Origin of the sequence: Pantoea sp. YU22, assembly GCF_003970755.1 — a bacterium.
In the GTDB taxonomy this organism is placed as follows: domain Bacteria; phylum Pseudomonadota; class Gammaproteobacteria; order Enterobacterales; family Enterobacteriaceae; genus Pantoea; species Pantoea piersonii.
Genome location: NZ_RYDU01000002.1, coordinates 347019 through 370049 on the forward strand (window position 1 = coordinate 347019; position 23031 = coordinate 370049).

Consider the following 23031-nt stretch of genomic DNA (forward strand, 5'->3'; position numbering starts at 1 on the left):
GCGAACAACACGATCGCGTGTTTGTTCGCCTTTCTCGTGCTATTCTGCCCTGCGATCTCCCCCTGGCGTAAGTTAACACCATGTTTCCTAAACTTTTGCGTTCAGTGGTGTTGGGCCTGATAGTCGCGGGCATTTTGCTTGCGGCGCTGCCCGCACTGCGTATGGGCGGCACCAGTGCCCTTCTCGACCATGACGACAGCAACGATAAGACGCCATTCAGCTTTAATGCCGGCGTCCGCCGCGCCGTGCCCGCGGTAGTCAACGTCTACAACCGCAGCGCCCACGGCAATAACAACCGCGGTATTACCACGCTGGGTTCCGGCGTGATCATGAACGCCAAAGGCTACATCCTTACCAACAAGCACGTTATCAACAATGCCGATCAAATTATCGTCGCGCTGCAGGATGGCCGCTTCTTTGAAGCCAACCTGGTGGGCTCGGATGCGATGACCGATCTGGCGGTGCTGAAAATCACCGCCTCCAGTCTGCCGGTTATCCCGATTAACCCGCACCGCGTGCCGCATATCGGCGATGTGGTGATGGCGATCGGCAACCCCTATAACTTAGGACAAACCGTTACGCAGGGCATTATCAGCGCCACTGGCCGCATCGGGCTGAGTTCATCGGGGCGCCAGAACTTCCTGCAAACGGACGCCTCCATCAATCAGGGCAACTCCGGCGGCGCGCTGATTAACTCGCTGGGCGAGCTAATGGGCATCAACACCCTGACCTTTGATAAAAGCAATGACGGCGAGACGCCGGAAGGCATTGGTTTCGCCATCCCTACCGCGCTGGCGAGCAAGATTATGGATAAGCTCATCCGCGACGGTCGCGTTATTCGCGGCTATATCGGCATCACCGGGCGCGAGCTGCCTGCGCTGCATAATCAGGGCAGCGGCATCGATCACGTTCAGGGCATTATCGTTAGCGTGGTAACGCCAGGCGGACCGGCGGAGAAAGCGGGCATTCAGGTGAATGACGTGCTGCTGAGCGTCAACGGCAAACCGGCCGTTTCCGCTCAGGAGACGATGGATCAGGTCGCGGAGATCCGCCCGGGCTCGGTGATTAAAGTCGACGTATTACGCAACGATCAGAAGCTGACGCTGCCGGTCACTATTCAGGAGTTTCCTGACAGCGAGAACTGATTCTGAGGGCAGTTGCCTCTTTCAGACGGCTTCAGCGTTGAGAAGCGGGTAGCGGGAGCCGAAGAGCAAAGCGTCCCGCGCCAGGGAAGGCGCGGGCCGAGCGAGCAAGGATGCCTTGAGCGACTTTGCGATCGGTTCCCGCTACCCGCTCAGGCCCAGAAGCTACAGCCAGCAAGGCCCTTCTGCTTCTAACTGCGATCCACCGGGAAAGCGATAACCTCGCTCAGCGAATCCGCCTTCAGCGCCAGCATAATCAGACGATCTACACCGAGCGCCACGCCGGAACAGTCAGGCATGCCATGCGCCAGCGCATCCAGCAGAAAATTATCGACCGGATGCTGCGGCAGCCCGCGCGCCGCGCGCCGACGATTATCCTGCTCGAAACGCTGGCGCTGCTCGCGGCTATCGGTCAGTTCACGGAAACCGTTCGCCAGCTCCACGCCTTTGTAATAGACCTCAAAACGCTCCGCGACGCGGTGATCTTCAGTGCTGATCTCGGCCAGCGCCGCCTGACTGGCTGGAAAATGGTAAACGAAGGTCGGCTTATCGATACCAATCTTCGGCTCTACGCCCAGCATAAACAGCAGCATCAGCAGCGTATCACGATCCTCTTCGCGGTTTGCCAGCTCGCCTTCGCCCAGCTTCTCCGCCGCTTCGCGCAGCTGCGCTTTATCGGCAGACAAGGGATCGAGATCGAGATGGCGAATAAACGCCTGCTGGTAGGAGAGCGACTCAGCGCTGTCGCACTCCAGCACCTGCTGCAGCAGATCGTCGACCTCATTCATCAGGCGGTACATATCGTAATGCGGACGATACCACTCCAGCATGGTGAATTCAGGATTGTGGTGACGACCCGCCTCCTCGTTACGAAAGCAGCGCGCCATCTGATAAATGGGTCCGCTGCCCGCGGCCAGCAGGCGCTTCATATGGTATTCCGGGCTGGTCATCAGCCAGAGATCGCGTCCCTGCGTCGCGCCGGGGCCAACAAAGCGCGTCTGAAAGGGCACCAGATGGATATCGGTGACGGTCGCCTGGCTCATCGCCGGCGTATCGACCTCAAGCACGCCGCGATCGGCAAAGAAACGTCGAATTTCCGCGAGGATAGCCGCACGTTTCAACAAATTGGCAATGGGTGCGCTCGGCTGCCAGCTTGCCGTTTCGCTCATGGTGATGACTCCGTATACAAATAAGGGGTGGAAGTCTACCTGCAATGCCCTCCGCAGACAATGAGCCGTCCGAACCCAGAGAAAAATCGCAGCGGCAACTATACTTAATCTGTTCAGCTAAAAAGGAATCGCGTATGTCCCCATGGAAAACCTTTATCGCAGGCCTGAGTTCAGTGCTGTCAGTAGCCTGCTCTACCACGCCGCCGAAAAACGTTACCGTTGTCGAAGGGTTCGACAGTCAGCGTTATCTCGGGACCTGGTATGAAATAGCGCGTCTCGACCACCGCTTCGAGCGCGGCCTGGAACAGGTTACCGCAACCTATAGCCCGCGCGATGACGGCGGTATCAAGGTGGTTAACCGCGGCTACAAGCCGCAGAAGCAGAAATGGCAGGAGAGCGAAGGCAAGGCGTACTTTACCGGCGATCCGCAGCGTGCCGCCCTGAAAGTCTCGTTCTTTGGTCCTTTCTACGCCGGATACAACGTTATCGCGCTGGATAAGGATTACCGCTACGCGCTGGTGTGCGGTCCCAATCATCACTATCTCTGGATATTATCGCGCACGCCGCAGCTGGAAGAGGGCGTGAAGCAGAAGCTGGTAGATCAGGCGCGGCAGGCCGGTTTCCCGGTGGATGAGCTTATCTGGGTCAAACAGAAATAACCGGTACGAAGAGATCGTACCGGCTTGAAGGAATTACTGCGCAGTACGCTGAATAGCCTGGCCGCCCGCTTCTACGTCCTCGCCGACACCACGGGTGGTGTTACAGGCGGACAGCAGAGAAGAGAGCACCAGCACTGAGAAAATCGCAACAATACTTTTCTTTAACATGGCAATGTCCTTTTTGTGGTTGCAGTCAAGTACAGCGCTTTAAGCATAGACTGCTTATGGCCAAACGTACTGAAACGCACAGAAAAAGGTTATCTACCGGGTCTATTTTGCCGCGCGCGAGATGGCGCCGCCAAGGTGGGAAACATCTTCGCCGAAGCCATGAAAAGTATTACAGGCGCTGAGCGCGGAACAGGCCAGCAGCACAAGAGTGAAAAGCGTTAGCTGTTTTTTCATTCTTCTTTACTCACCAAAGAAAAAGGCGCATCCCAGGATGCGCCTTCGCACTTATTTTACGCGTGACACGTATTCGCCGGAGCGGGTATCAACTTTAACCACTTCGCCGATCTGTACGAACAGCGGCACTTTCACCACGGCGCCGGTCGCCAGTTTGGCAGGCTTGCCGCCAGTACCAGCAGTGTCGCCTTTCAGGCCTGGATCGGTTTCAATGACTTCCGCTTCGATAAAGTTCGGCGGCTGAACGGCGATGGCTTTGTTGTTCCACAGCGTGACGATACACTCTGAGTTGTCCTGCAGCCACTTCTGCACGTCTTCCAGGATCTTCGCTTCGACCTGGTACTGTTCGAAGGTTTCCGGGTGCATAAAGTAGAAGAAGTCGCCGTCGTTGTAAGAATATTGCAGCGTCATATCAACAACATCCGCACCTTCAGCTGAGTCGGTAGACTTGAAGGTTTTCTCAACGCGCGTACCGGTCAGCAGACGACGCATTTTAACGCGTGCGAATGCCTGGCCTTTACCTGGCTTAACGAATTCACTGGATTCGATGGCATAAGGTTCGCCTTCGAACATGATTTTAAGACCGGAACGAAAATCGTTGCTAAGATAAGTCGCCATAAAGGCCCTCTGTAAATATTGAACTGGTAATAGCCAAAAAAATGGCACACATTGTAACCCTAAAAACCCCTTCCAGAGAAGATTGGTTGCAGCAACTTGCTGATGTTGTCACCGAACCTGATGAATTACTGCAACTTTTAGGCCTCGAACGGCATGCGGAACTGGCAGCTGGTCATGATGCCCGCCGGCTTTTCGCGCTGCGCGTGCCGCGCGCCTTTATCGCCCGCATGAAACCAGGCGATGCGCAGGATCCTTTGCTGCTGCAGGTGCTCACCCAGCGCCAGGAGTTTATTCAGGCGCCAGGCTACAGCGCCGATCCGCTCGACGAACAGAGCAGCGTGGTGCCGGGCTTATTGCATAAGTATAGAAACCGCGCGCTGCTGCTCGTCAAAGGCGGCTGCGCGGTCAACTGTCGCTACTGCTTCCGCCGTCACTTTCCCTATCAGGATAACCAGGGCAATAAACGCAACTGGCAGACGGCTATCGACTATATCGCGGCCCATCCCGAGCTGGACGAAATCATCTTCTCCGGCGGCGATCCGCTGATGGCGAAGGATCATGAGCTGGCGTGGCTGATCGACGCGCTGGCGCAGATCCCGCACCTGAAACGCCTGCGTATCCACAGCCGTCTGCCGGTCGTCATCCCGGCGCGTATTACCGACGGGTTGTGCCAAATCCTCGCCGAAACGCGTTTACAGGTATTGATGGTGACGCATATCAACCATGCGCAGGAGATTGACGAACCGCTGGCGGCCGCGATGCAGCAGCTTAAGCGCGGCGGGGTCACCTTGCTGAACCAGAGCGTCCTGCTGCGCGGCGTCAATGACAACGCGCAGACGCTCGCTAACCTCAGCAACGCCCTGTTCGACGCGGGCATCCTGCCCTACTACCTGCACGTTCTGGATAAGGTGCAGGGAGCGGCGCACTTCTTTGTCTCCGACGAAGAGGCGCGCGCGCTGGTACGCGAGCTGCTGACGCAGGTGTCCGGATATATGGTGCCGAAGCTGGCGCGCGAGATCGGCGGCGAGCCGAGCAAAACGCCGCTCGATTTGCAGTTGCGTCAGGAGTAGAGGAGAAGGGATATCGGGCTGCCGTCCCCTTTTCAGGCCAGGTGAAACGGCGCGAAGGGCAAAGCCGCTATCTCAAGCCGGGCTTTGCGCCTTCTAAAAATTTACGGCCGGTAAGACCGGCCGTTATCAATAAGCTTGCGAACGCGATTAGCCTTTCGCCGGGCACTTATAGACCTGCCCATTCATTTTGCTGTCCAGCGGCGCGAAAGCGGACCACAGGTTTTGCGTCGGGCTGGTCGCGCCATAAATCACGTTGCCGCCCATTTCCGCCGCGCGGTTGCGCAGATCGTTGGCCGCGCCGCGCAGAGAGCTGCCCTCGCCGCCGGAGCCGCTCAGCCAGTTACTTTGTGAACCGGTGACATTTCCCAGAAGCTGACATTCGCTGCCCGGTTGTTGGTCGGTGAAGGTGACACGTTCGCCGCCAGCGCTCAACTGGTGAGAGCTGCTGCATCCAGCCAGCAATAAAGTACCGACCGCCAGTCCGAGCAAGAGGTTAATCCGCATTGTAATCCCCATTTATTATCATCAGTATCGGGCGGCAGCGTAGCAGAAAAATGTCTCTTTTTTCTGAACATTCATTGCCCTGAACCCGCAAAGCCGAAGTATTGCGCCCTTACTTATACCCTTTTCATCTGCAAAAGAAAAACCCCCGACCGTTTCCGATCGGGGGTTTTTCAGATGACGAAAGCGTCAGGGCAATTACATCATGCCGCCCATACCGCCCATGCCGCCCATGCCGCCAGCGCCAGCACCTAAATCAGGCGCGTCGCCTTTCGGCAGGTCGGTCACCATGCACTCGGTGGTGATCATCAGACCGGCAACAGAGGCCGCGTACTGCAGCGCAGAACGGGTCACTTTGGTCGGATCCAGGATACCGAAGTCGATCATGTTGCCATACTCTTCGGTCTGCGCGTTGTAACCGTAGTTGCCGTCGCCGTTTTTCACGTTGTTGGCAACAACAGACGGCTCTTCGCCTGCGTTGGAAACGATCTGACGCAGCGGTGCTTCCATCGCGCGCAGCGCGACTTTGATACCGACGTTCTGATCTTCGTTCTGGCCAGTCAGGTCAGCAAGCTGTGCCGCTACGCGCACCAGCGCTACGCCGCCGCCAGCTACCACGCCTTCTTCTACCGCAGCACGGGTTGCGTGCAGGGCATCTTCAACGCGCGCTTTCTTCTCTTTCATTTCAACTTCAGTTGCTGCGCCCACTTTCAGAACGGCAACGCCGCCTGCCAGTTTCGCTACGCGCTCCTGCAGTTTTTCTTTGTCGTAGTCAGAGGTCGCTTCTTCGATCTGCTGACGAATCTGCGTCACGCGGCCAGAAATAGCAGACTCTTCGCCCACGCCATCGATGATGGTAGTGGTGTCTTTGTTGATCACTACACGCTTCGCCTGGCCCAGATCCTCCAGCGCCGCTTTTTCCAGCTCCATACCGATCTCTTCAGAGATAACGGTACCGCCGGTCAGAATAGCGATATCCTGCAGCATGGCTTTACGACGGTCGCCGAAGCCCGGCGCTTTCACTGCAGCCACTTTCACGATGCCGCGCATGGTGTTGACCACCAGCGTTGCCAGCGCTTCGCCTTCTACGTCTTCAGCGACGATCAGCAGCGGTTTGCCTGCTTTAGCAACGGCTTCCAGCACCGGCAGCATTTCGCGGATGTTGGAGATTTTTTTGTCAGCCAGCAGGATGAACGGTGATTCCAGCTCAACGGCGCCGGTTTCCGGCTTGTTGATGAAGTACGGAGAGAGGTAGCCGCGATCGAACTGCATACCTTCAACCACGTCCAGCTCGTCCTGCAGACCGGTGCCTTCTTCAACGGTGATCACGCCTTCTTTACCCACTTTTTCCATCGCCTGCGCGATCAGGGTGCCGACGCTTTCATCGGAGTTAGCGGAAATGGTGCCGACCTGAGCGATAGCTTTAGAGTCAGAGCAAGGTACGGACAGCGCTTTCAGCTGCTCAACAGCGGCGATAACCGCTTTGTCGATACCGCGCTTCAGATCCATCGGGTTCATGCCTGCAGCTACAGCTTTCAGACCTTCGTTAACGATAGACTGCGCCAGTACGGTTGCGGTGGTGGTACCGTCGCCCGCTGCGTCGTTAGCTTTAGAAGCGACTTCTTTCACCATCTGCGCGCCCATGTTTTCGAACTTGTCTTCCAGCTCGATTTCACGCGCTACGGACACGCCATCTTTAGTGATGGTCGGTGCACCAAAAGATTTATCCAGAACCACGTTACGGCCTTTCGGGCCCAGGGTAACTTTTACTGCATCTGCCAGTACGTTCACGCCGCGCAGCATTTTTACGCGAGCGTCATTACCGAATTTTACGTCTTTAGCTGCCATTTCAATTGTCCCTTAAATTCGTTTCGTTCAGTGAATTTCGCGTAATTACGCTTCAACAATCGCCAGAATGTCGCTTTCAGAGATGATCAGCACTTCTTCGTTGTCGATCTTTTCGGTTTTTGCGCCGTAACCTTCGCTAAAGATCACCAGGTCGCCCACTTTGACGTCCAGCGGCTTCACATCGCCATTTTCCAGGATGCGACCATTGCCCACGGCCAGTACTTCGCCACGGGTTGATTTGCCTGCTGCAGAGCCGGTCAGAACGATGCCGCCAGCAGATTTAGCTTCAACTTCTTTACGCTTGACGATAACGCGATCGTGCAACGGACGAATTTTCATTAGATAGCTCTCCTTTGAGAAGTCCAATCATTCATTTTTGGGTTGAACGCCGGGCTGCAGGGCTTCCGGCCTCGTGGTGCAAGAGATAGGGTCGGACAAAATCGCTTTCAAGGGGCGGCAGGACAATTTTTTTTACCTGGTTATGACAACTGCCTGTTTTTTGCGCAACAGCGGCGCTTTTAGCGCCGCGCATAAAAAAAGCGTGGCCCGCAGGTCACGCTTCTCTTTAGGGCGCCTTTAACGATCGCGACGATCGTCATGGCCGATACGATCGCTCTCCTTACGTTCATATTCGCCATCAACGGTAAATCCGCCGTCAGGGCCAGCGCCCGGCCCGCGCCAGACGCGCAGGTGCGGCATCAGCTTAAGCGTCAGATGTTTCTGCACTGGCGGCAACAGCAGCAGCAGGCCGAGAAAATCGGTAAAGAAACCGGGCAGCAACAGCAGGAAACCGGCGATAATCAGCGATACGCTTTTGATCATCTCTTCAGCCGGACTCTCGTTGCGCGCCAGCTTCTCCTGCATCAGCATAAAGTTTTTCATGCCCTGGTTTTTCACCAGCGACACGCCAATCGCCGAGGTGAAAATCACCAGCAGCATGGTCAGCAACACGCCCAGCGCGTGAGCCACCTGAATAAACAGCGTGATCTCAATCCAGGCGAGCGCAAAAATAATGATTAACGGTAACCAGCGCACCGTATTCTCCTTTTAGTCGGGCTGCTCTGCGTCAGGCAGACAGCGAAAAATGCCCTGTTAAACGGCATAGCCATGAGATGGGCCTGTGGCGCGGCGAATTCAACCGCTGTTTTCAAATATTTACAGTAGGGTTAAATTTGTGCGCGATATCACATATCGCGGTTATTGCAACGATAATTGGTGCACGGATACGTATCCAGGCTCGCGCTTTAGCCCGACGGCAGCATATGATCGTGCGCGCCGGTGGCGAGGCGGATACACTGTCCGCTCCGGCTTTCCACGACAAATCAATACATCACCTGTGATGGATGGCGCCAGCGCAAGCGGCCAATAACAAGAAGGTTATCATGGCGAACAACATTCGTATCGAAGAAGACCTGCTAGGCATGCGTGAAGTCCCCGCCGATGCCTACTATGGCGTTCATACTCTGCGTGCGATTGAAAATTTCCGTATCAGCAACAGTAAAATCAGCGATATTCCCGAATTCGTGCGCGGCATGGTGATGGTGAAAAAGGCCGCCGCGCTCGCCAATAAAGAGCTGCAGACCATCCCGCGCAATATCGCCAATACCATTATTCAGGCCTGTGACGAGGTGCTGAACAACGGCAAGTGCATGGATCAATTTCCGGTCGACGTCTATCAGGGCGGCGCGGGCACCTCGGTCAATATGAACACCAACGAAGTGCTGGCTAATATCGGGCTGGAGCTGATGGGCCATCAGAAAGGCGAATACCAGTTCCTTAACCCGAACGATCACGTCAATAAGTGCCAGTCCACCAACGACGCCTACCCCACCGGTTTTCGCATCGCGGTCTACAGCTCGATCCTGAAGCTGCTGGACGCCATTAAAGAGCTGGGCGAAGGCTTCGAGCGCAAAGCGGCGGAGTTCGAGACCATTCTCAAGATGGGCCGCACGCAGCTGCAGGACGCGGTGCCGATGACGCTGGGCCAGGAGTTTCACGCTTTTCACGTCCTGCTGAACGAAGAGACGCGCAGCATTCTGCGCACTGCCGAGCTGCTGCTGGAAGTGAACCTCGGCGCTACGGCGATCGGCACGCGTCTGAACACGCCGGACGGCTATCAGCAACTGGCGGTCCAGCGTCTCGCCGAAGTCAGCAACCTGCCGGTGGTGCCGGCGGAAGATCTGATCGAAGCGACCTCGGACTGCGGCGCCTACGTGATGGTGCACTCTTCGCTGAAGCGTCTGGCGGTGAAGCTGTCGAAGATCTGTAACGACCTGCGCCTGCTCTCTTCCGGTCCGCGCGCGGGCCTTAACGAGATCAATCTGCCAGAGCTGCAGGCTGGCTCCTCGATCATGCCCGCGAAGGTCAACCCGGTAGTGCCAGAAGTGGTTAACCAGGTTTGCTTCAAGGTGATCGGCAACGACACCACGTTGACCATGGCAGCGGAAGCGGGTCAGCTACAGCTCAACGTAATGGAGCCGGTGATCGGCCAGGCGCTGTTTGAATCAATCAGCATTCTGACCAACGCCTGCTACAACCTGCTGGAAAAATGCGTTAACGGCATTACCGCCAACAAAGCGGTGTGCGAAGCCTACGTCTTCAACTCTATCGGCATCGTGACCTACCTCAACCCGTATATTGGTCATCACAACGGCGATATCGTCGGCAAGATCTGCGCGGAGACAGGTAAAAGCGTGCGCGAAGTCGTGCTGGAGCGCGGTCTGTTGACCGAAAGCGAACTGGACGACATTTTCTCGGTGCAGAACCTGATGTACCCGGTTTATAAAGCCCGTCGCTACACTGACGAAAACGAACAGTAACTCTTTTACGTAATAATAAGAAAGGCGCGCCGCGATCAACACGGCGCGCCTTTTTATTTGGTACATAACCGGCTCTTTTCACTCTGATGAGGTGACGAATGATCGTCGTTGAATTAGCGATCGTCCTGCTGGCGATCTGGTTGGGCGCGCGTCTGGGCGGGATCGGAATCGGCTTCGCGGGCGGTCTGGGCGTGCTGGCGCTGACGCTGGTCTGTGGGCTGAAGCCGGGCGCGATCCCTTTTGATGTCATTGAAATTATTATGGCGGTGATCGCTGCTATCGCCGCGATGCAGGTAGCGGGCGGTATGGATTATCTGGTCAGCCTGGCAGAAAGGCTGCTGCGCCGTCATCCGCGCTACGTCACCCTGCTGGCGCCGCTGGTAACTTATATGATGACGCTGCTGGCTGGCACCGGCCATACCGCCTTCTCGACGCTGCCGGTCATTGCCGAAGTCGCGAAAGAGCAAGGCGTTCGCCCGTCGCGTCCGCTTTCTATCGCCGTGGTCGCCTCGCAGATCGCCATTACCGCTTCGCCGCTCTCTGCCGCGGTGGTCTTCTTCGCCTCCCTGCTGGAGCCACGCGGCGTCGGCTATATCTCCCTGCTGGCGGTCGCGATCCCCTCGACGATGATCGGCCTGTTTCTCGCGGCGCTGGTGACCAACTTCCTCGGCAAAGAACTGCATGAAGATGAGGTTTACCAGGCGCGCCTCGCCAAAGGCGAAGTGCGCCTGCGTGGGGCCAGCCGTTATGAAAAGAAGCCGGGCGCAAAACGGTCGGTGCTGCTATTTCTGGTCGGTATCGTCGCCGTGGTGCTCTACGCCACCGCTATCAGCGATGGGGTGGGATTAATTGCCAATCCGCCGCTGCCGCGCAACGAAGCGATAGTGGTGTTTATGCTGACCATCGCAACGCTCATTTCGCTGAGCTGCAAAATCGACACCAGCGCCATCCTCAGCGCCAGCACTTTTAAGTCGGGCATGAGCGCCTGCGTCTGCGTGATGGGCGTCGCCTGGCTCGGCGACACCTTCGTCAAAGCGCATATCGGTGAGATCCAGCAGCTGGCGGGTGGTCTGTTGCAACAGGCGCCCTGGCTGCTGGCGGTGGCGCTCTTTTTCGCCTCAATGCTGCTCTATTCGCAGGCGGCGACCGCCAAAGCGCTGATGCCCGCCGCGCTGCTGCTGGGCGTTTCGCCGCATACCGCTATCGCTTCCTTCGCCGCCGTTTCCGCGCTGTTCGTGCTGCCGACCTATCCGACGCTGCTCGCCGCCGTCGAGATGGACGATACCGGCTCAACGCGGATCGGCAACTATGTTTTCAATCACGCCTTTATCGTGCCCGGCGTGCTGGCGATTGCGCTTTCAGTGCTGTTTGGCTTTTTGATTGGCGGTCTGGTGCTGTAGCGCCGTTACAACCTGTAAAGCCTGAAGCGCCGCTAGCGTGCTATCATCCTCGCTTTCCGCAACAGGAGCGACGCAATGAACGCCGTTGTGATTCTTTGTACCGCGCCGGATGAAGCCTGCGCGCGTCGGCTCGCCGCCCAGGCGCTGGAAGCGAAGCTTGCCGCCTGCGTTACGCTGCTGCCCGGCGCAACTTCACTTTACGTCTGGCAAGGCAAACTTGAGCAGGCTAGCGAAGTTCAGCTGCTGTTAAAAAGCGATACGACGCACCAGCAGGCGCTGATGGATCTGCTTAAGCGCGAACATCCTTATGATGTGCCTGAGCTGCTGGCGCTACCGGTTCAACATGGAGACAGTGAATACTTGTCATGGCTGCACGCATCTCTTGCCTGATCGCCTTTGTGCTGGCGCTGTTTATTGCGCTGCCGACGCAGGCGTCGATTTTCACCTCTAACGGCAATAGCCGCTTTGTTCCTGTGGAGCAGGCGTTTGCCTTCGATTTCAGCCAGCAGGGCCATCAGCTGACCCTCAGCTGGAAAGTCAAAGAGGGTTACTACCTTTACCGACAGCAGATTCATGTCAGCGCGCGCCAGGCGCAGATAGCGCCAGTGGCGCTGCCGCCAGGCCAGCCGCATGAGGATGAGTTCTACGGCAAAAGCGAAATCTATCCGCAGGATCTCCGCGTGCCGGTACAGCTACAGCAGGCCGCCAGCGGCGCCAGCCTTGTCGTGACCTATCAGGGCTGCGCGGCGGCAGGCTTCTGCTATCCGCCTGAAACGCGCACCATTCCGCTAACGCCGGTGGCCGCCGACGCGGCGACGCCAGCGGTCAGCGTCCCGCCCGCTCCCGCAACGCCGCTGCCCTTCTCGCCGCTCTGGGCGCTGTTGATCGGCATCGGCGTCGCCTTTACCCCCTGCGTGCTGCCGATGTATCCCCTGATCGCCGGGATTATCCTCGGCGGCCAGCGCAGCGGCTCTCTGCTGCGACTGTTTAGCCTGGCGTTAGTCTATGTCTTGGGCATGGCGCTCACCTATACGCTGCTGGGCGTGGTGGTTGCGGCGGCGGGCCTGCGCTTTCAGGCGGCGCTGCAGCATCCTTATGTCCTGATCGGTCTGTCGCTGATTTTCACCCTGCTGGCGCTTTCGATGTTTGGTCTGTTTCAGCTGCAGCTTCCCGCCAGCGTCCAGACGCGCCTGACGCTCTGGAGCAATCGCCAGCAGGGCGGTTCGCTGCCCGGCGTCTTCCTGATGGGCGCGCTGGCGGGGCTGATCTGCTCGCCCTGCACCACTGCGCCGCTCAGCGCCATCCTGCTCTATATCGCCCAGAGCGGCAATCTCTGGGCCGGTGCGGGCACGCTGTGGCTCTACGCGATGGGCATGGGCCTGCCGCTGATTGCGGTGACGGTGTTCGGCAACCGCCTGCTGCCGAAAAGCGGCCCCTGGATGCAGACGGTCAAGCAGGGCTTTGGCTTCGTTATTCTTGCGCTGCCGGTCTTTTTACTGGAGCGCGTACTGGGCGATCTCTGGGGAGCGCGGCTCTGGAGCGCGCTGGGCGTCGCTGGCTTCGCCTGGGCGTTTTGCAGCAGCCTGCGCGGCCACGGCGGCAAATGGCGTATTGTGCAGATGGTGATGCTGGCTGCGGCGCTACTCAGCGCCCGCCCGTTACAGGAGTGGGTCTGGAGCGCGCCTGCTGCCTCGCAGACGGCAGCGCAGCTACCCTTTCAGCGCATCGCCTCTGCGCCGCAGCTGGACGAGGCGCTGCGGCAGGCTAACGGCCGCGTCACCATGGTCGATCTCTATGCTGACTGGTGCGTGGCATGCAAAGAGTTTGAAAAATACACCTTTAGCGATCCGGGCGTGCGCGAAGCGCTGAGCCGTTTTCAGCTGTTGCAGGCTAACGTAACCGCGAATAACGCCACAGATAACGCCCTGTTGCAGCATCTTCAGGTGCTCGGCCTGCCGACTATTCTGTTTTTTGATGCGCAGGGCCGTGAGATCCCGGATTCTCGCGTGACGGGCTTCCTCAACGCAGAGGATTTCCGCGCGCATTTGCAGAATCGGACGCGCTAAACGACACTGGAGTAACTCCGCCACAGGCGGACTCGTACAGAGAGGAGACGTCACTTGCAGCGTGAACAGATACTCGAGCATACGTTGAATGTGCTCGAAAAAAATGGACTGGCGGCGACGACGTCATTACTACCGCAGCTGTCTGCCAACAGCGAACTGTCGCTGGCGCAGCTAGAGAAATTCTGGCCCGATAGCGATGCCCTGCTCTACGATGCGCTGCGCTATCACGGCCAGCAGATCGACAGCTGGCGGCGCCAGGTTTTGCTCAGCGATAAGTTCGACGGCGAGCAGAAGTTGCTGGCGCGCTATCAGGTGCTGAGCGAACAGGTGCAAAAGGGGCGCTATCCTGGCTGCTTGTTTATTGCGGCCTGTAGCTTTTATCCGCAGCCGGACCAGCCGGTGCATCAGATTGCCGAACAGCAGAAACTGGCCTCCTGGCACTTCACCCATAACATTCTGGTGGAGCTGGGGCTGGATAATCCGACGATGGTGGCGGATCAGCTGGAGCTTATCCTGGAAGGCTGTCTCAGCAAGCTGCTGGTGAAGCGTAATGTACAGGATGTCGCGACAGCCAAACGGCTGGCGGAAGATGTACTGCGCATCGCGCTGTGCCGCGCCAACGGCGCGCTGGCTTAGGGTTTTGCCGCTTCTGCCTGAAAATCAGGCAATCAGTCACGTTTTCCCGCTTTTTTACCGGAAAGGCGTTGACGCGAAGCGGCCATTACGGTTTAATGCGCCCCGTTGCCCGAATAGCTCAGTCGGTAGAGCAGGGGATTGAAAATCCCCGTGTCCCTGGTTCGATTCCGGGTTCGGGCACCACGAATTAAAGAACCCAGCCTTATGGCTGGGTTTTTGCTTTTGTGCGGAACCCGTTATCGAACAGGTTCGATCTCCTCGCCGCCTCCCTGCGGCTCGCCCTTGCGGGTTTGCCGCGCGGGCGCGACAAAGCAAAAATGCTCCCGGCATTTTTGTCCGGGTTCGGGCACCACGAATTAAAGAACCCAGCCTTATGGCTGGGTTTTTGCTTTTGTGCGGAACCCGTTATCGAACAGGTTCGATCTCCTCGCCGCCTCCCTGCGGCTCGCCCTTGCGGGTTTGCCGCGCGGGCGCGACAAAGCAAAAATGCTCCCGGCATTTTTGTCCGGGTTCGGGCACCACGAATTAAAGAACCCAGCCTTATGGCTGGGTTTTTGCTTTTGTGCGGAACCCGTTATCGAAATATCCTCGCCGCATCGGGCGTCAGCATAACGGCGCGCGCCAGAGAGCCGCTAACACTCAACCCAGACCGCGCCCGCATCCGCTGATTTAACGCACTGCTCGACCCAGCGCACGCCCGCTAAACCTGCATGAACATCGGGATACCAGAAGGTTTGCAGAAAAGCGGCGTCACCGCGATCGCTGGCGGCGAATGCCTGGGCAAAACGGCGATAGAGATTCGACCAGGCCTCAAAAAGACCTTCAGGATGGCCGCCGCCAATGCGGTCCTCTTCCAGCGCGCGCGGCGTCAGGTACGGCATGCCGCGCTCAAGAATACGCACCGGTTCGCCCTGCACTTCATAGCGCAGCTGATTAGGCTGTTCGTCCCACCACTCCAGACTCGCCTTCGCGCCGACAATACGGATCTTCTGGCCATGCATCGACCCGCAGTTTACTGCCGACGCCCAGAGCGTGCCGACCGCGCCATTGTCGTACTCCATCATTACAAAGGCGTTATCTTCCAGCGGCGCGCGCGAGGCGATAAAGCTCTGCCGCGAGCAGAGCAGCCGTTTGACTTTCAGCTGCGGTGCCATGGTTTCAGCGAGAAACAGCGGATGGGTCGCCAGATCGCCCAGTACATAGCTGGGCCCGACAAATCGGGGATCGACGCGCCAGCGCGTGCTGGGATTTTGCAACTCCACGGCTTCATGATGAAAGCCGTGGGCGAACTGCATATTGACGATGCGGATCTCTCCCAGCATTCCCTGCGCGATCATCTCCCGCGCCTGCTGGATCAGCTGGTGCCCTGCATAGCCATAGGTCACGCCGATCAGCTTGTTTTTCGCTTTGCATAGCCGCTCCAGCTCGTCCGCCTCCTGCGTGGTAAAGCAGAGCGGCTTTTCGCAGACGACATGCAGTCCGGCATTGAGCGCTGCGCGGCAGATGGCGAAGTGGGTGTTATTGGGCGTGGCGACAGAGACCGCTTCAATGCCATCCTCGCGCGCCGCTTCCGCGGCGAACAGCGTTTCATAGTCGGGATAGCAGCGTTCGGCCACAACGCCCAGCGAGGTGCCGAAAGCGCGGCCCCGCTCGGCATCGATATCGAACGCGCCCGCCAGTAGCCTGAAGTTGCCGTCGCGCAGCGCTGCGGAGCGATGAATATAGCCAATCTGGCTGGTGCCGCCGCCGCCAACCATGCCCCAGCGCAGGGCGCGATCCACTGCTTTTGTACCGTTAATCATCCTCTGCTCCTTAAAAACCCACGGATTTGAGATAGCTCAGGCTGGCGCTGACGTCGCGCAGGCTGGTGTCGGACTGGCGTGGATCGCGTTCCTGCTCCAGGGTAATCCAGCCCTGATAGCCCTGCTCGGCCAGAAAAGCGCGCACTGCCGGATAGTCGATAGCGCCCTGCCCGATGGGACACATCACTCCTTCGGCGCAGGCGCTGAAAAAATCGATACCGCGCGCCAGCACATCGCGCCACACCGCGTGGTTGACGTCTTTAAAATGGAGATAGTCGATGCGATGCCAGTAGCGCCGCAGCGCGGCGATGGGGTCCATGCCCGCATAATAGAGGTGGCCGGTATCGAGGCAGAGCCCCGCGACCTGGTGCGGAATGTCCTGTTCCAGCTGCGCCAGCTCGTCGGCGAACTCAATGCAGCCGCCAGCGTGCGGATGGATCACCGGCCGCACGCCGTAGTCGCGCCAGGCGATCTCGCTGATTTCCCTGATATGGCGCATCAGGCGCTGCCACTCCGCCGCGCCGAGCCGCGGGGCGCGCTCAAACTGCCCGGCCAGCCTGGCGCGTTCAGGGTTGCCGAAGTCGATTATCACCAGATAGGGCGCGGGCGCGTTGTCGCCGTGGGTCTTCTCTGCGGTAGGGATCTGGGACAGGGTTCGACACAGCTTATGCGTCAGGTCGACCATCGCGGGGAAATTCGCCTCGCTGACCAGATCGTCAAACAGCGTAGCGGCGACGATCGACAAGCCGTGCTGGTTCAACGCGCGGCTGAGTTGCTCAGGATCGCTGGGCAGATAGCGCCAGGGGCCCAGCTCAATGCTGCGGTAGCCCGCCTGCGCTGCTTCACGTAGTACGGTCTGCCACGGCGGCAGAAAGGGATTATCAGGGTTATCGACGCCCCAGCTACAGGGCGCATTGGCGATATGAATGGTCATGCTCACTCTCCGGGCTGGTAGCTTTGCCAGGAGTATCGAATATTTTTTCCGCAACTAACAACTGTGGAAATTTTATTCTTTGATAGCGGTCATAGTTATTTTTAACATCACTATGACAGAAATTTTCCATTTAAATCATTAACTAACTGATTTAACTCTTTTCCCGACGTCAACATGCGGGCCGCTGTCGGCACGACCGGCCCAGCGTCGCGCCCCTTGCGCGCATGACAATTTTCATCGCTGGTATCCCTTGTGACAGCGATCTCCCCCGCCCGGCTGACGCTGAAATTTCGCTGTTGCTCTCCTCTCTACGCGGCGGCCGCTGCCTCTTCTTTAATAAAAAAGCGCTTATAAATTTGATCCTCTTCGCATAATGAAATATTTATTTCTAAACGTGTTTCATTTGGAAAATACATTTGTTAAAAATTTCCCCGTTCTGCCAGCAGAAGGGTTGATGGGATTCCATCAGCAAAGGGTTAGAGAGGGCAGCAGCAGGCTTTCTATAGTGAAAGCCTGGCGGACGAAGCGGTTAGCCGCCGCGCTCCATTAACATGCGAATAAATCTGGAGATATTATGTTTCCCTCTACCTTACCTGTTCCGCGACTGCCCGATGCGCAACAGATCCCTGCGCTGCGCTGGGGCATTGTCGGCCCCGGCTGGATTGCCGATCACTTTGCCAGCGCGCTGCGCCACCACACCGGCCAGCAGCTGATTGCTGTTTCATCACGCAGCCGTGAGAAAGCGCAGGCGTTCGCCGATAAATGGTCCATTCCTCATGCGTGCGGCGGCATCGATGCGCTGCTGGCGCGCGATGATGTCGACGCGGTCTATATCGCCACGCCGCATAACCACCATTTTCCCGATGGCCTGCGCGTGCTGCAGGCAGGAAAACATGTCCTGATTGAAAAACCGCTGGCGCTCAACGCGCGTCAGGGCGAAGAGCTGCAGCAGGCGGCGCGGCGGGCGCAGCTGCTCTGTATGGAGGCGATGTGGTGCGACTTCGCGCCGAAATATGACGTTATCCGTCAGCTGCTGGCGGATGGCGCGCTGGGCGAAGTTCACAGCCTGATCGCCGACCACGGCGAATTTTTTACCCCGGATCATCGTATTTTCAACGCCGATCTCGCTGGCGGGCCAATGCTCGATCTCGGCAGCTATCTTGTCGCCCTGAGCATTCTGGTCGGCGGCGCGCCCGAGCGCATTATTGCGCAGGGCGAACCCGCGCCGGGCGGCGTCAACGGCCAGACCGCGATGATCTTTACCCAGGCGCAGGGCATGCAGTCAGTGCTGCACACCACGCTGTTCAGCAACACGCCGGGCACGGCGGTGATCGCCGGACGCGACGCCACGCTCTACCTCGACGGCCAGTTCTACGCGCCTGGCAACTTCCGTCTGGTTTCCAGCGACAGGCGTCACACGCTGCACTGGGAAGAACCCGCTAACCGCTACCAGCAGCTCTGCCATGAAATCAACCATTTCGCCTGGTGCGTCGGCCAGGGCCTCGCTGATTCGCCGGTTCGCTCGCTGGCGACGTCGCTGTTGACGCTCCGCGCGATGGATGAGGCGCGTCGGCAGATCGGTGTGGTATTTAACGAAGAACGCTAACTTAAGCCTGGAGTAGTTAAGATGAAAATCGCTTTTGATGTGGATGTAATCAGGGATATGGGCATCACCCGCATGGTGCACCAGGTGGCGGAGTGGGGATATAAATATATCGAGCAATCGCCCCATCCGCAGATCAACCCGTTCTATAAGCACCCGAAGGCCAGCCGCGAAATCATGCGCGAATATAAGAACGCGCTAAACGCCACCGGGGTAGAGATCTCCTCGTTTATCGTGGTTTATCGCTGGTCCGGCCCGGATGAGCTGCGTCGTCAGGCGGCGGTGAAAAACTGGAAGCGCATGATCGAAATCGCTGTTGAAATGGGCGTGCAGGTGATCAACACCGAACTGTCCGGCAACCCTAACGAGCCGGAGATTTGCGAAGAGATGTTCTACCGCTCGATGGAAGAGCTGCTGCCGATTTTTGAACGCGAGAATATTCGCGTCGAAATCCAGTCGCATCCGTGGGATTTCTGCGAGAACAGCAACGAAACCGCCGATATGGTGAAATCGTTCCGCAGCGACAACGTGAAATATGTCTACAGCGTGCCGCACACCTTTTTCTACGACAACGGTAAAGGCGACGTCAGGCCGATGCTGGAGTATGCCGGTGACGATCTTTCTCACGTGCTGATCGCCGATACCATGAACCATACCAAGCACTGCCGCTATATCGTTAACCCGCCAGGCGTGGACGCCACGATCCACCAGCACGTCGGCGTCGGCGAAGGCGAAGTCGACTTTGATACCCTGTTCCAGACGCTGCGCGAGATGGACTTCGCCAACCGCACCTATAAAGTGGGCGGCGAATCCATTATCGCCTCCGCGCTGTTCGGCTACCCGGAGAAGATGAAGGTGCAGGCGGTAGAAACGCGTGAGCTGATCGAACGCGAGCTGCTGAGCCGGTAATCGCTTTACACCAGCCGCTCCACCTGAACGAAACGCCCGCTGGCCAGCGATTCACAGGCCGCTTCGGCAATCGCCTGCGCCTGAAGGCCATCCATCAGGCCAGGCAGATCCGCCACTGTTTCGCCACCGAGATGGCGCAGAAACGCATCCAGCTGGGCGTAGTAGGTGTCGCGCACGCGGCTAAACCAGTCCGGGAACAGGCCGGGCTGAGTGATGCCGCTTGCCTGATAAAGCGTCGCGCCGCGCGTCGCCTGCGGCTCAGACGCCAGCATCCCTTTCGATCCCACCACGCTGATGCGCTCGTCATAGCCGTAAGCGGTGCGCCGCGTGTTGTCGAGCTGCGCCAGCGCGCCGCGTTCAAGCCGCATAATCAGCACCGAGGTATCGACATCGCCCAGTTCGCGCAGCACAGGCTGCGCCAGCGTCGCACCCAGCGCGCCGATGGCCTCTACCTCATCGCCGGTGAGAAAACGCAGCAGATCGAAAAAGTGTATCGCCTGGTCGCGCATCTGACCGCCCGACGCGCGCAGGTATTCTAGCGACGGCATTTCAGACGCGCGGCACGCCATCTGGATCAGCTCCGGCACGCCAATCGCGCCCTGCTGAATCTGCTGCTTAAGCTGCTGGTGACTGCGGTCGAAACGGCGATTGAAGCCGACGGTAACTGGCACCTTCAGCGGCGTGATGCTTTCCACTACCGCGCGCGCCTTCGCCAGCGACAGGTCGATAGGCTTTTCGCAATAGACCGCCTTGCCCGCATTCACCGCCTGCGCCAGAAAGTCGGCGTGGGTCGGCGTCGAGCTGGCGATCAGCACCGCGTCGATATCGTCGCGACTAAGCGCCTCGCTGACGCGGCCAGCACGCGCGCCATACCGCTGCGCCAGCGCGTCGGCGCGCGTCGCGTCGAGGTCACACACCAGCGCCAGATGCGCGCCAGGGTGCGCCGCCAGATTCGCAGCGTGAACCTGGCCGATAAAGCCGCTGCCAATCAGGGCAACGCGTTGAGTTACTGGCAACATTTTCGGTTTCCTCTTCACAGTTCAGGATGGTTGGCCTTGTCAAAATAGCCCGTTCTGTCAGGCTGGCTGAACGCAGAAATTGATGGAATTCACTCAGCATGAAGCGAATGACGCTCAGCAACCTGGCGCGCGCCGCAGGCGTTGGCGTGGCGACCGTGGACAGGGTGCTCAACGAACGCGGCGGCGTGTCGCCAGCGATGACGAAAAAGGTACTGGACGCAGCGCGCGCGGCGGGCCTTAACCGCATCCTGCCGGAAGAGCACCGCCAGCCGTGGCAAATCGAAGTGATCCTCAGCGGCAACGACTCCTTTTTCTTTCAGCAGCTGGCGCAGGATTTTCAGCAGTTAGCCGACGCGCTCGGCTATCGCCGCCTGCGCCTGCAGCGCACCTTTATCGCCGAAAACGCGCCGGAGAAGCTGGCGGCGCATATTCTCGTCAGCAGCCGCAGGATGGATGGGCTGATGGTCTTCGCTCATGAACATCCTGCGATTTATCAGGCGCTACGCGACTGCAAAGCGCGCAACGTGCCGGTGATTACGCTGGTTTCCGATCTGCCCGATGCCGAGCGGCTGCTGCATGTAGGCATCAATCAGCTTAAAGCCGGACGCACCGCCGGGCTGATGATGGGCAGCATGCTGGCCCGGGCGGGCGAAGTGCTGATGATCAGCGGCCGCGTCGACTATCGCGCGCATCGCCAGCGTATTGAAGGCTTTCGCGACGTTTTACAGCAGCGCTTCCCGCATCTGGCGCTGCGCGAAGTGCTGGCCGGACAGGAGGAGCGCGAGCGCATCAGCAAACTGCTGGAGAAGGCGCTGGTGGAGTCGACCGCGATTGTCGGCATCTATAATACCGGTCTCGGCAACAGCGAGATTTCGCAGGCGCTGGCGCGCCACCGCCGCGAACGCGACGTGGTTTACATTACGCATGAACTTTACGCCACGACGCGCCGCCTTTTGCAGCAGCGCATCCTCACCTTAACGCTCGATCAGAACACCCAGCGTCACGCCCAACTGGCGCTTAACCTGCTTTTGCAGCAGCTGGAAAAAGGCGGAAATTTTTCTACTTATGAGGAGGGCCGCGTCGACTTTATGCTCTATACCCAGGAGAACGTCGATTAGCGAACGCCAGCAGAGTTAAACCGCAATTATCCGCCCTGCTACACTCAGAGACGTCTGACAAACTCTCATCAACAAGGCGAACCCACACTATGTCGGAAAACAGTTATCAGCCCGCAACAGTCTGGAAATGGGATCCGGAAGCCAAAGGCAACGGCGCGAAAACCAACCGTCCCATCGCAGGCGCGACCCATGAAAAAGCGCTGCCGGTCGGCAAACATCCACTGCAGCTCTACTCGCTCGGCACGCCGAACGGCCAGAAAGTAACCATCCTGCTGGAAGAGTTGCTGGCGGTCGGCGTCAGGGAAGCTGAGTATGACGCCTGGCTGATCCGCATCGGCGAAGGCGATCAGTTCGGTAGCGGCTTTGTTGATATCAACCCGAACTCAAAAATTCCGGCGCTCAGCGACCATTCGGTGAACCCGCCGCTGCGCGTGTTCGAGTCCGGCAATATCCTGCTTTACCTGGCGGATAAGTTCGGCCATTTCCTGCCTGAAGACCTGGCAGGCCGTACCGAAGCGCTGAACTGGCTCTTCTGGCTACAGGGCGCAGCGCCCTTCGTCGGCGGCGGCTTCGGCCACTTCTATCACTACGCGCCGGAGAAAATCGAATACGCCATTAACCGCTATACGCTTGAGACCAAGCGCCTGCTCGACGTGCTGGATCGCCGTCTGGCGGAGAGCCGCTTCCTCGGCGGCGACGCCTATACCATTGCCGATATCGCGACCTGGCCGTGGTTCGGTGGGCTGGTGCTGAACAACCAGTATGGCGCGACCGAGTTCCTCGATGCGAAATCCTATAAAAACGTGGCGCGCTGGGCGCAGGAGATTGCGGAACGTCCAGCGGTGATCCGCGGGCGCAAAGTAAACCGCGTGATGGGCGAACCGGCCGATCAGCTGCACGAGCGTCACGACGCATCCGATTTTGATACCAACACCGAAGATAAACGCCAGGCGTAAAGGAGCCGACAATGAGCGCATATGTAATCTTTATTCGCGACAAAATTACCAACCCTGAAGAGTTCGCTATCTACGGCGAAAAGGCGGGCAAAGCGCGCGGCGATCACCCTGTTACGCCGCTGGCGTTTTATGGTGAGCTGGAGACGCTGGAAGGGCCAAAAGCGGACGGCGTTGTGGTGCTAGAATTCCCGACGGTAGAAGCGGCACACGGCTGGTATGACAGCCCGGAATACCAGGAAGCCAAAGCGCACCGCCTGAAAGGTGCGGAGTATCGCGTGGTGCTGGTGCAGGGCGTCGAGAAGTAAAAAGGGACGCCTGACGGCGTCCCCTTAAAAGCTGACAGCGTGCCGACGCGGGTTG

Annotated in this window: 24 protein-coding genes and 1 tRNA gene; 14 read left to right on the forward strand and 11 right to left on the reverse strand. The window is 58.4% G+C overall.

What is annotated here, in order from left to right:
• The first annotated feature begins 80 nt into the window (after window positions 1-80).
• Window positions 81-1145: an outer membrane-stress sensor serine endopeptidase DegS gene (degS, locus tag EKL29_RS06070; RefSeq protein WP_120455323.1), complete on the forward strand. Its 1065-nt coding sequence runs from the start codon at window positions 81-83 to the stop codon at window positions 1143-1145.
• A gap of 188 nt (window positions 1146-1333) precedes the next feature.
• Here the strand turns inward: degS and epmA are convergent, their stop codons facing one another.
• A complete protein-coding gene (gene epmA, locus EKL29_RS06075; RefSeq protein ID WP_126689122.1) occupies window positions 1334-2311 on the reverse strand; it encodes an elongation factor P--(R)-beta-lysine ligase in 978 nt (325 codons plus the stop codon).
• Between the two features lie 134 nt (window positions 2312-2445).
• On the opposite strand from epmA, the gene EKL29_RS06080 reads away from it, so the two are divergent.
• Entirely contained in the window at window positions 2446-2970 is a 525-nt protein-coding gene (locus EKL29_RS06080; RefSeq protein WP_120455320.1) for a lipocalin family protein, read from the forward strand.
• A 33-nt stretch (window positions 2971-3003) separates the two neighbouring features.
• Here EKL29_RS06080 and EKL29_RS06085 read toward each other — a convergent pair whose 3' ends face one another.
• The 3 genes from EKL29_RS06085 to efp all read right to left on the reverse strand — a co-directional run bounded on the left by EKL29_RS06085 (window position 3004) and on the right by efp (window position 3990).
• Window positions 3004-3138, reverse strand: a complete 135-nt coding sequence (locus EKL29_RS06085) for an entericidin A/B family lipoprotein (protein WP_033749247.1) — start codon at window positions 3136-3138, stop codon at window positions 3004-3006.
• Window positions 3139-3240: 102 nt separating this feature from the next.
• Window positions 3241-3372: an entericidin A/B family lipoprotein gene (locus EKL29_RS06090; protein ID WP_120455318.1), complete on the reverse strand. Its 132-nt coding sequence runs from the start codon at window positions 3370-3372 to the stop codon at window positions 3241-3243.
• Window positions 3373-3423: 51 nt separating this feature from the next.
• A complete protein-coding gene (gene efp, locus EKL29_RS06095) occupies window positions 3424-3990 on the reverse strand; it encodes an elongation factor P (RefSeq protein ID WP_120455316.1) in 567 nt (188 codons plus the stop codon).
• A 41-nt stretch (window positions 3991-4031) separates the two neighbouring features.
• On the opposite strand from efp, the gene epmB reads away from it, so the two are divergent.
• Window positions 4032-5060, forward strand: a complete 1029-nt coding sequence (gene epmB, locus EKL29_RS06100; RefSeq protein ID WP_120455314.1) for an EF-P beta-lysylation protein EpmB — start codon at window positions 4032-4034, stop codon at window positions 5058-5060.
• A 147-nt stretch (window positions 5061-5207) separates the two neighbouring features.
• On the opposite strand, the gene EKL29_RS06105 is transcribed toward epmB, so the two are convergent.
• The 4 genes from EKL29_RS06105 to EKL29_RS06120 form a co-directional block, all read right to left on the reverse strand.
• Window positions 5208-5564, reverse strand: a complete 357-nt coding sequence (locus EKL29_RS06105; protein WP_120455312.1) for a DUF4156 domain-containing protein — start codon at window positions 5562-5564, stop codon at window positions 5208-5210.
• Between the two features lie 195 nt (window positions 5565-5759).
• On the reverse strand, window positions 5760-7409 hold the full coding sequence (groL, locus tag EKL29_RS06110) for a chaperonin GroEL (RefSeq protein ID WP_120455310.1): 1650 nt from the start codon (window positions 7407-7409) through the stop codon (window positions 5760-5762).
• A 45-nt stretch (window positions 7410-7454) separates the two neighbouring features.
• Window positions 7455-7748, reverse strand: a complete 294-nt coding sequence (locus EKL29_RS06115) for a co-chaperone GroES (RefSeq protein WP_021507766.1) — start codon at window positions 7746-7748, stop codon at window positions 7455-7457.
• 237 nt (window positions 7749-7985) lie between these two features.
• The gene (locus EKL29_RS06120; protein ID WP_120455302.1) at window positions 7986-8444 is read right to left on the reverse strand and encodes an FxsA family protein; all 459 of its coding nucleotides are present in this window, start codon (window positions 8442-8444) and stop codon (window positions 7986-7988) included.
• Window positions 8445-8791: 347 nt separating this feature from the next.
• Between EKL29_RS06120 and aspA the strand changes: the two genes are divergently transcribed.
• From aspA to EKL29_RS06150, 6 genes are all read left to right on the forward strand, one after another.
• Window positions 8792-10228 carry an aspartate ammonia-lyase gene (gene aspA, locus EKL29_RS06125; protein ID WP_033793295.1) on the forward strand — a complete coding sequence of 479 codons (1437 nt, stop codon included), beginning with the start codon at window positions 8792-8794 and terminating at the stop codon, window positions 10226-10228.
• 98 nt (window positions 10229-10326) lie between these two features.
• On the forward strand, window positions 10327-11628 hold the full coding sequence (locus tag EKL29_RS06130) for an anaerobic C4-dicarboxylate transporter (protein WP_126689123.1): 1302 nt from the start codon (window positions 10327-10329) through the stop codon (window positions 11626-11628).
• Window positions 11629-11703: 75 nt separating this feature from the next.
• Window positions 11704-12018, forward strand: coding sequence for a divalent cation tolerance protein CutA (gene cutA / locus EKL29_RS06135; RefSeq protein ID WP_120455299.1), 315 nt, complete (start codon window positions 11704-11706; stop codon window positions 12016-12018).
• Window positions 11994-13694, forward strand: coding sequence for a protein-disulfide reductase DsbD (locus EKL29_RS06140; protein ID WP_126689124.1), 1701 nt, complete (start codon window positions 11994-11996; stop codon window positions 13692-13694). Before cutA ends, EKL29_RS06140 begins: the two co-directional genes overlap by 25 nt.
• Before the next feature lie 54 nt (window positions 13695-13748).
• Window positions 13749-14330, forward strand: coding sequence for a division control transcriptional repressor DicD (gene dicD, locus EKL29_RS06145; RefSeq protein ID WP_126689125.1), 582 nt, complete (start codon window positions 13749-13751; stop codon window positions 14328-14330).
• Window positions 14331-14437: 107 nt separating this feature from the next.
• Window positions 14438-14513: transfer RNA gene (locus tag EKL29_RS06150), tRNA-Phe, on the forward strand.
• A gap of 449 nt (window positions 14514-14962) precedes the next feature.
• Here the strand turns inward: EKL29_RS06150 and EKL29_RS06155 are convergent.
• Both EKL29_RS06155 and EKL29_RS06160 read right to left on the reverse strand, forming a co-directional pair.
• Window positions 14963-16132 (reverse strand): Gfo/Idh/MocA family protein, encoded by a 1170-nt coding sequence (locus EKL29_RS06155; RefSeq protein ID WP_126689126.1) that lies wholly within the window; start codon window positions 16130-16132, stop codon window positions 14963-14965.
• A gap of 10 nt (window positions 16133-16142) precedes the next feature.
• Window positions 16143-17066, reverse strand: a complete 924-nt coding sequence (locus EKL29_RS06160) for a TIM barrel protein (RefSeq protein ID WP_120455292.1) — start codon at window positions 17064-17066, stop codon at window positions 16143-16145.
• A gap of 574 nt (window positions 17067-17640) precedes the next feature.
• On the opposite strand from EKL29_RS06160, the gene EKL29_RS06165 reads away from it, so the two are divergent.
• Together EKL29_RS06165 and EKL29_RS06170 are read left to right on the forward strand one after the other, a co-directional pair.
• On the forward strand, window positions 17641-18672 hold the full coding sequence (locus tag EKL29_RS06165; protein ID WP_126689127.1) for a Gfo/Idh/MocA family protein: 1032 nt from the start codon (window positions 17641-17643) through the stop codon (window positions 18670-18672).
• A gap of 21 nt (window positions 18673-18693) precedes the next feature.
• Entirely contained in the window at window positions 18694-19578 is an 885-nt protein-coding gene (locus EKL29_RS06170; protein ID WP_120455289.1) for a sugar phosphate isomerase/epimerase family protein, read from the forward strand.
• Between the two features lie 5 nt (window positions 19579-19583).
• Here EKL29_RS06170 and EKL29_RS06175 read toward each other — a convergent pair whose 3' ends face one another.
• Window positions 19584-20597, reverse strand: a complete 1014-nt coding sequence (locus EKL29_RS06175) for a Gfo/Idh/MocA family oxidoreductase (protein WP_126689128.1) — start codon at window positions 20595-20597, stop codon at window positions 19584-19586.
• Between the two features lie 98 nt (window positions 20598-20695).
• Here EKL29_RS06175 and EKL29_RS06180 point away from each other — a divergent pair, with 98 nt between their 5' ends.
• The 3 genes from EKL29_RS06180 to EKL29_RS06190 all read left to right on the forward strand — a co-directional run bounded on the left by EKL29_RS06180 (window position 20696) and on the right by EKL29_RS06190 (window position 22976).
• Complete coding sequence (locus EKL29_RS06180) at window positions 20696-21715, forward strand: LacI family DNA-binding transcriptional regulator (protein WP_126689129.1); 1020 nt, start codon at window positions 20696-20698, stop codon at window positions 21713-21715.
• 89 nt (window positions 21716-21804) lie between these two features.
• On the forward strand, window positions 21805-22671 hold the full coding sequence (gene yghU / locus EKL29_RS06185; RefSeq protein WP_120455284.1) for a glutathione-dependent disulfide-bond oxidoreductase: 867 nt from the start codon (window positions 21805-21807) through the stop codon (window positions 22669-22671).
• Between the two features lie 11 nt (window positions 22672-22682).
• Window positions 22683-22976 (forward strand): DUF1330 domain-containing protein, encoded by a 294-nt coding sequence (locus EKL29_RS06190; RefSeq protein WP_120455282.1) that lies wholly within the window; start codon window positions 22683-22685, stop codon window positions 22974-22976.
• Window positions 22977-23031: the final 55 nt, after the last annotated feature.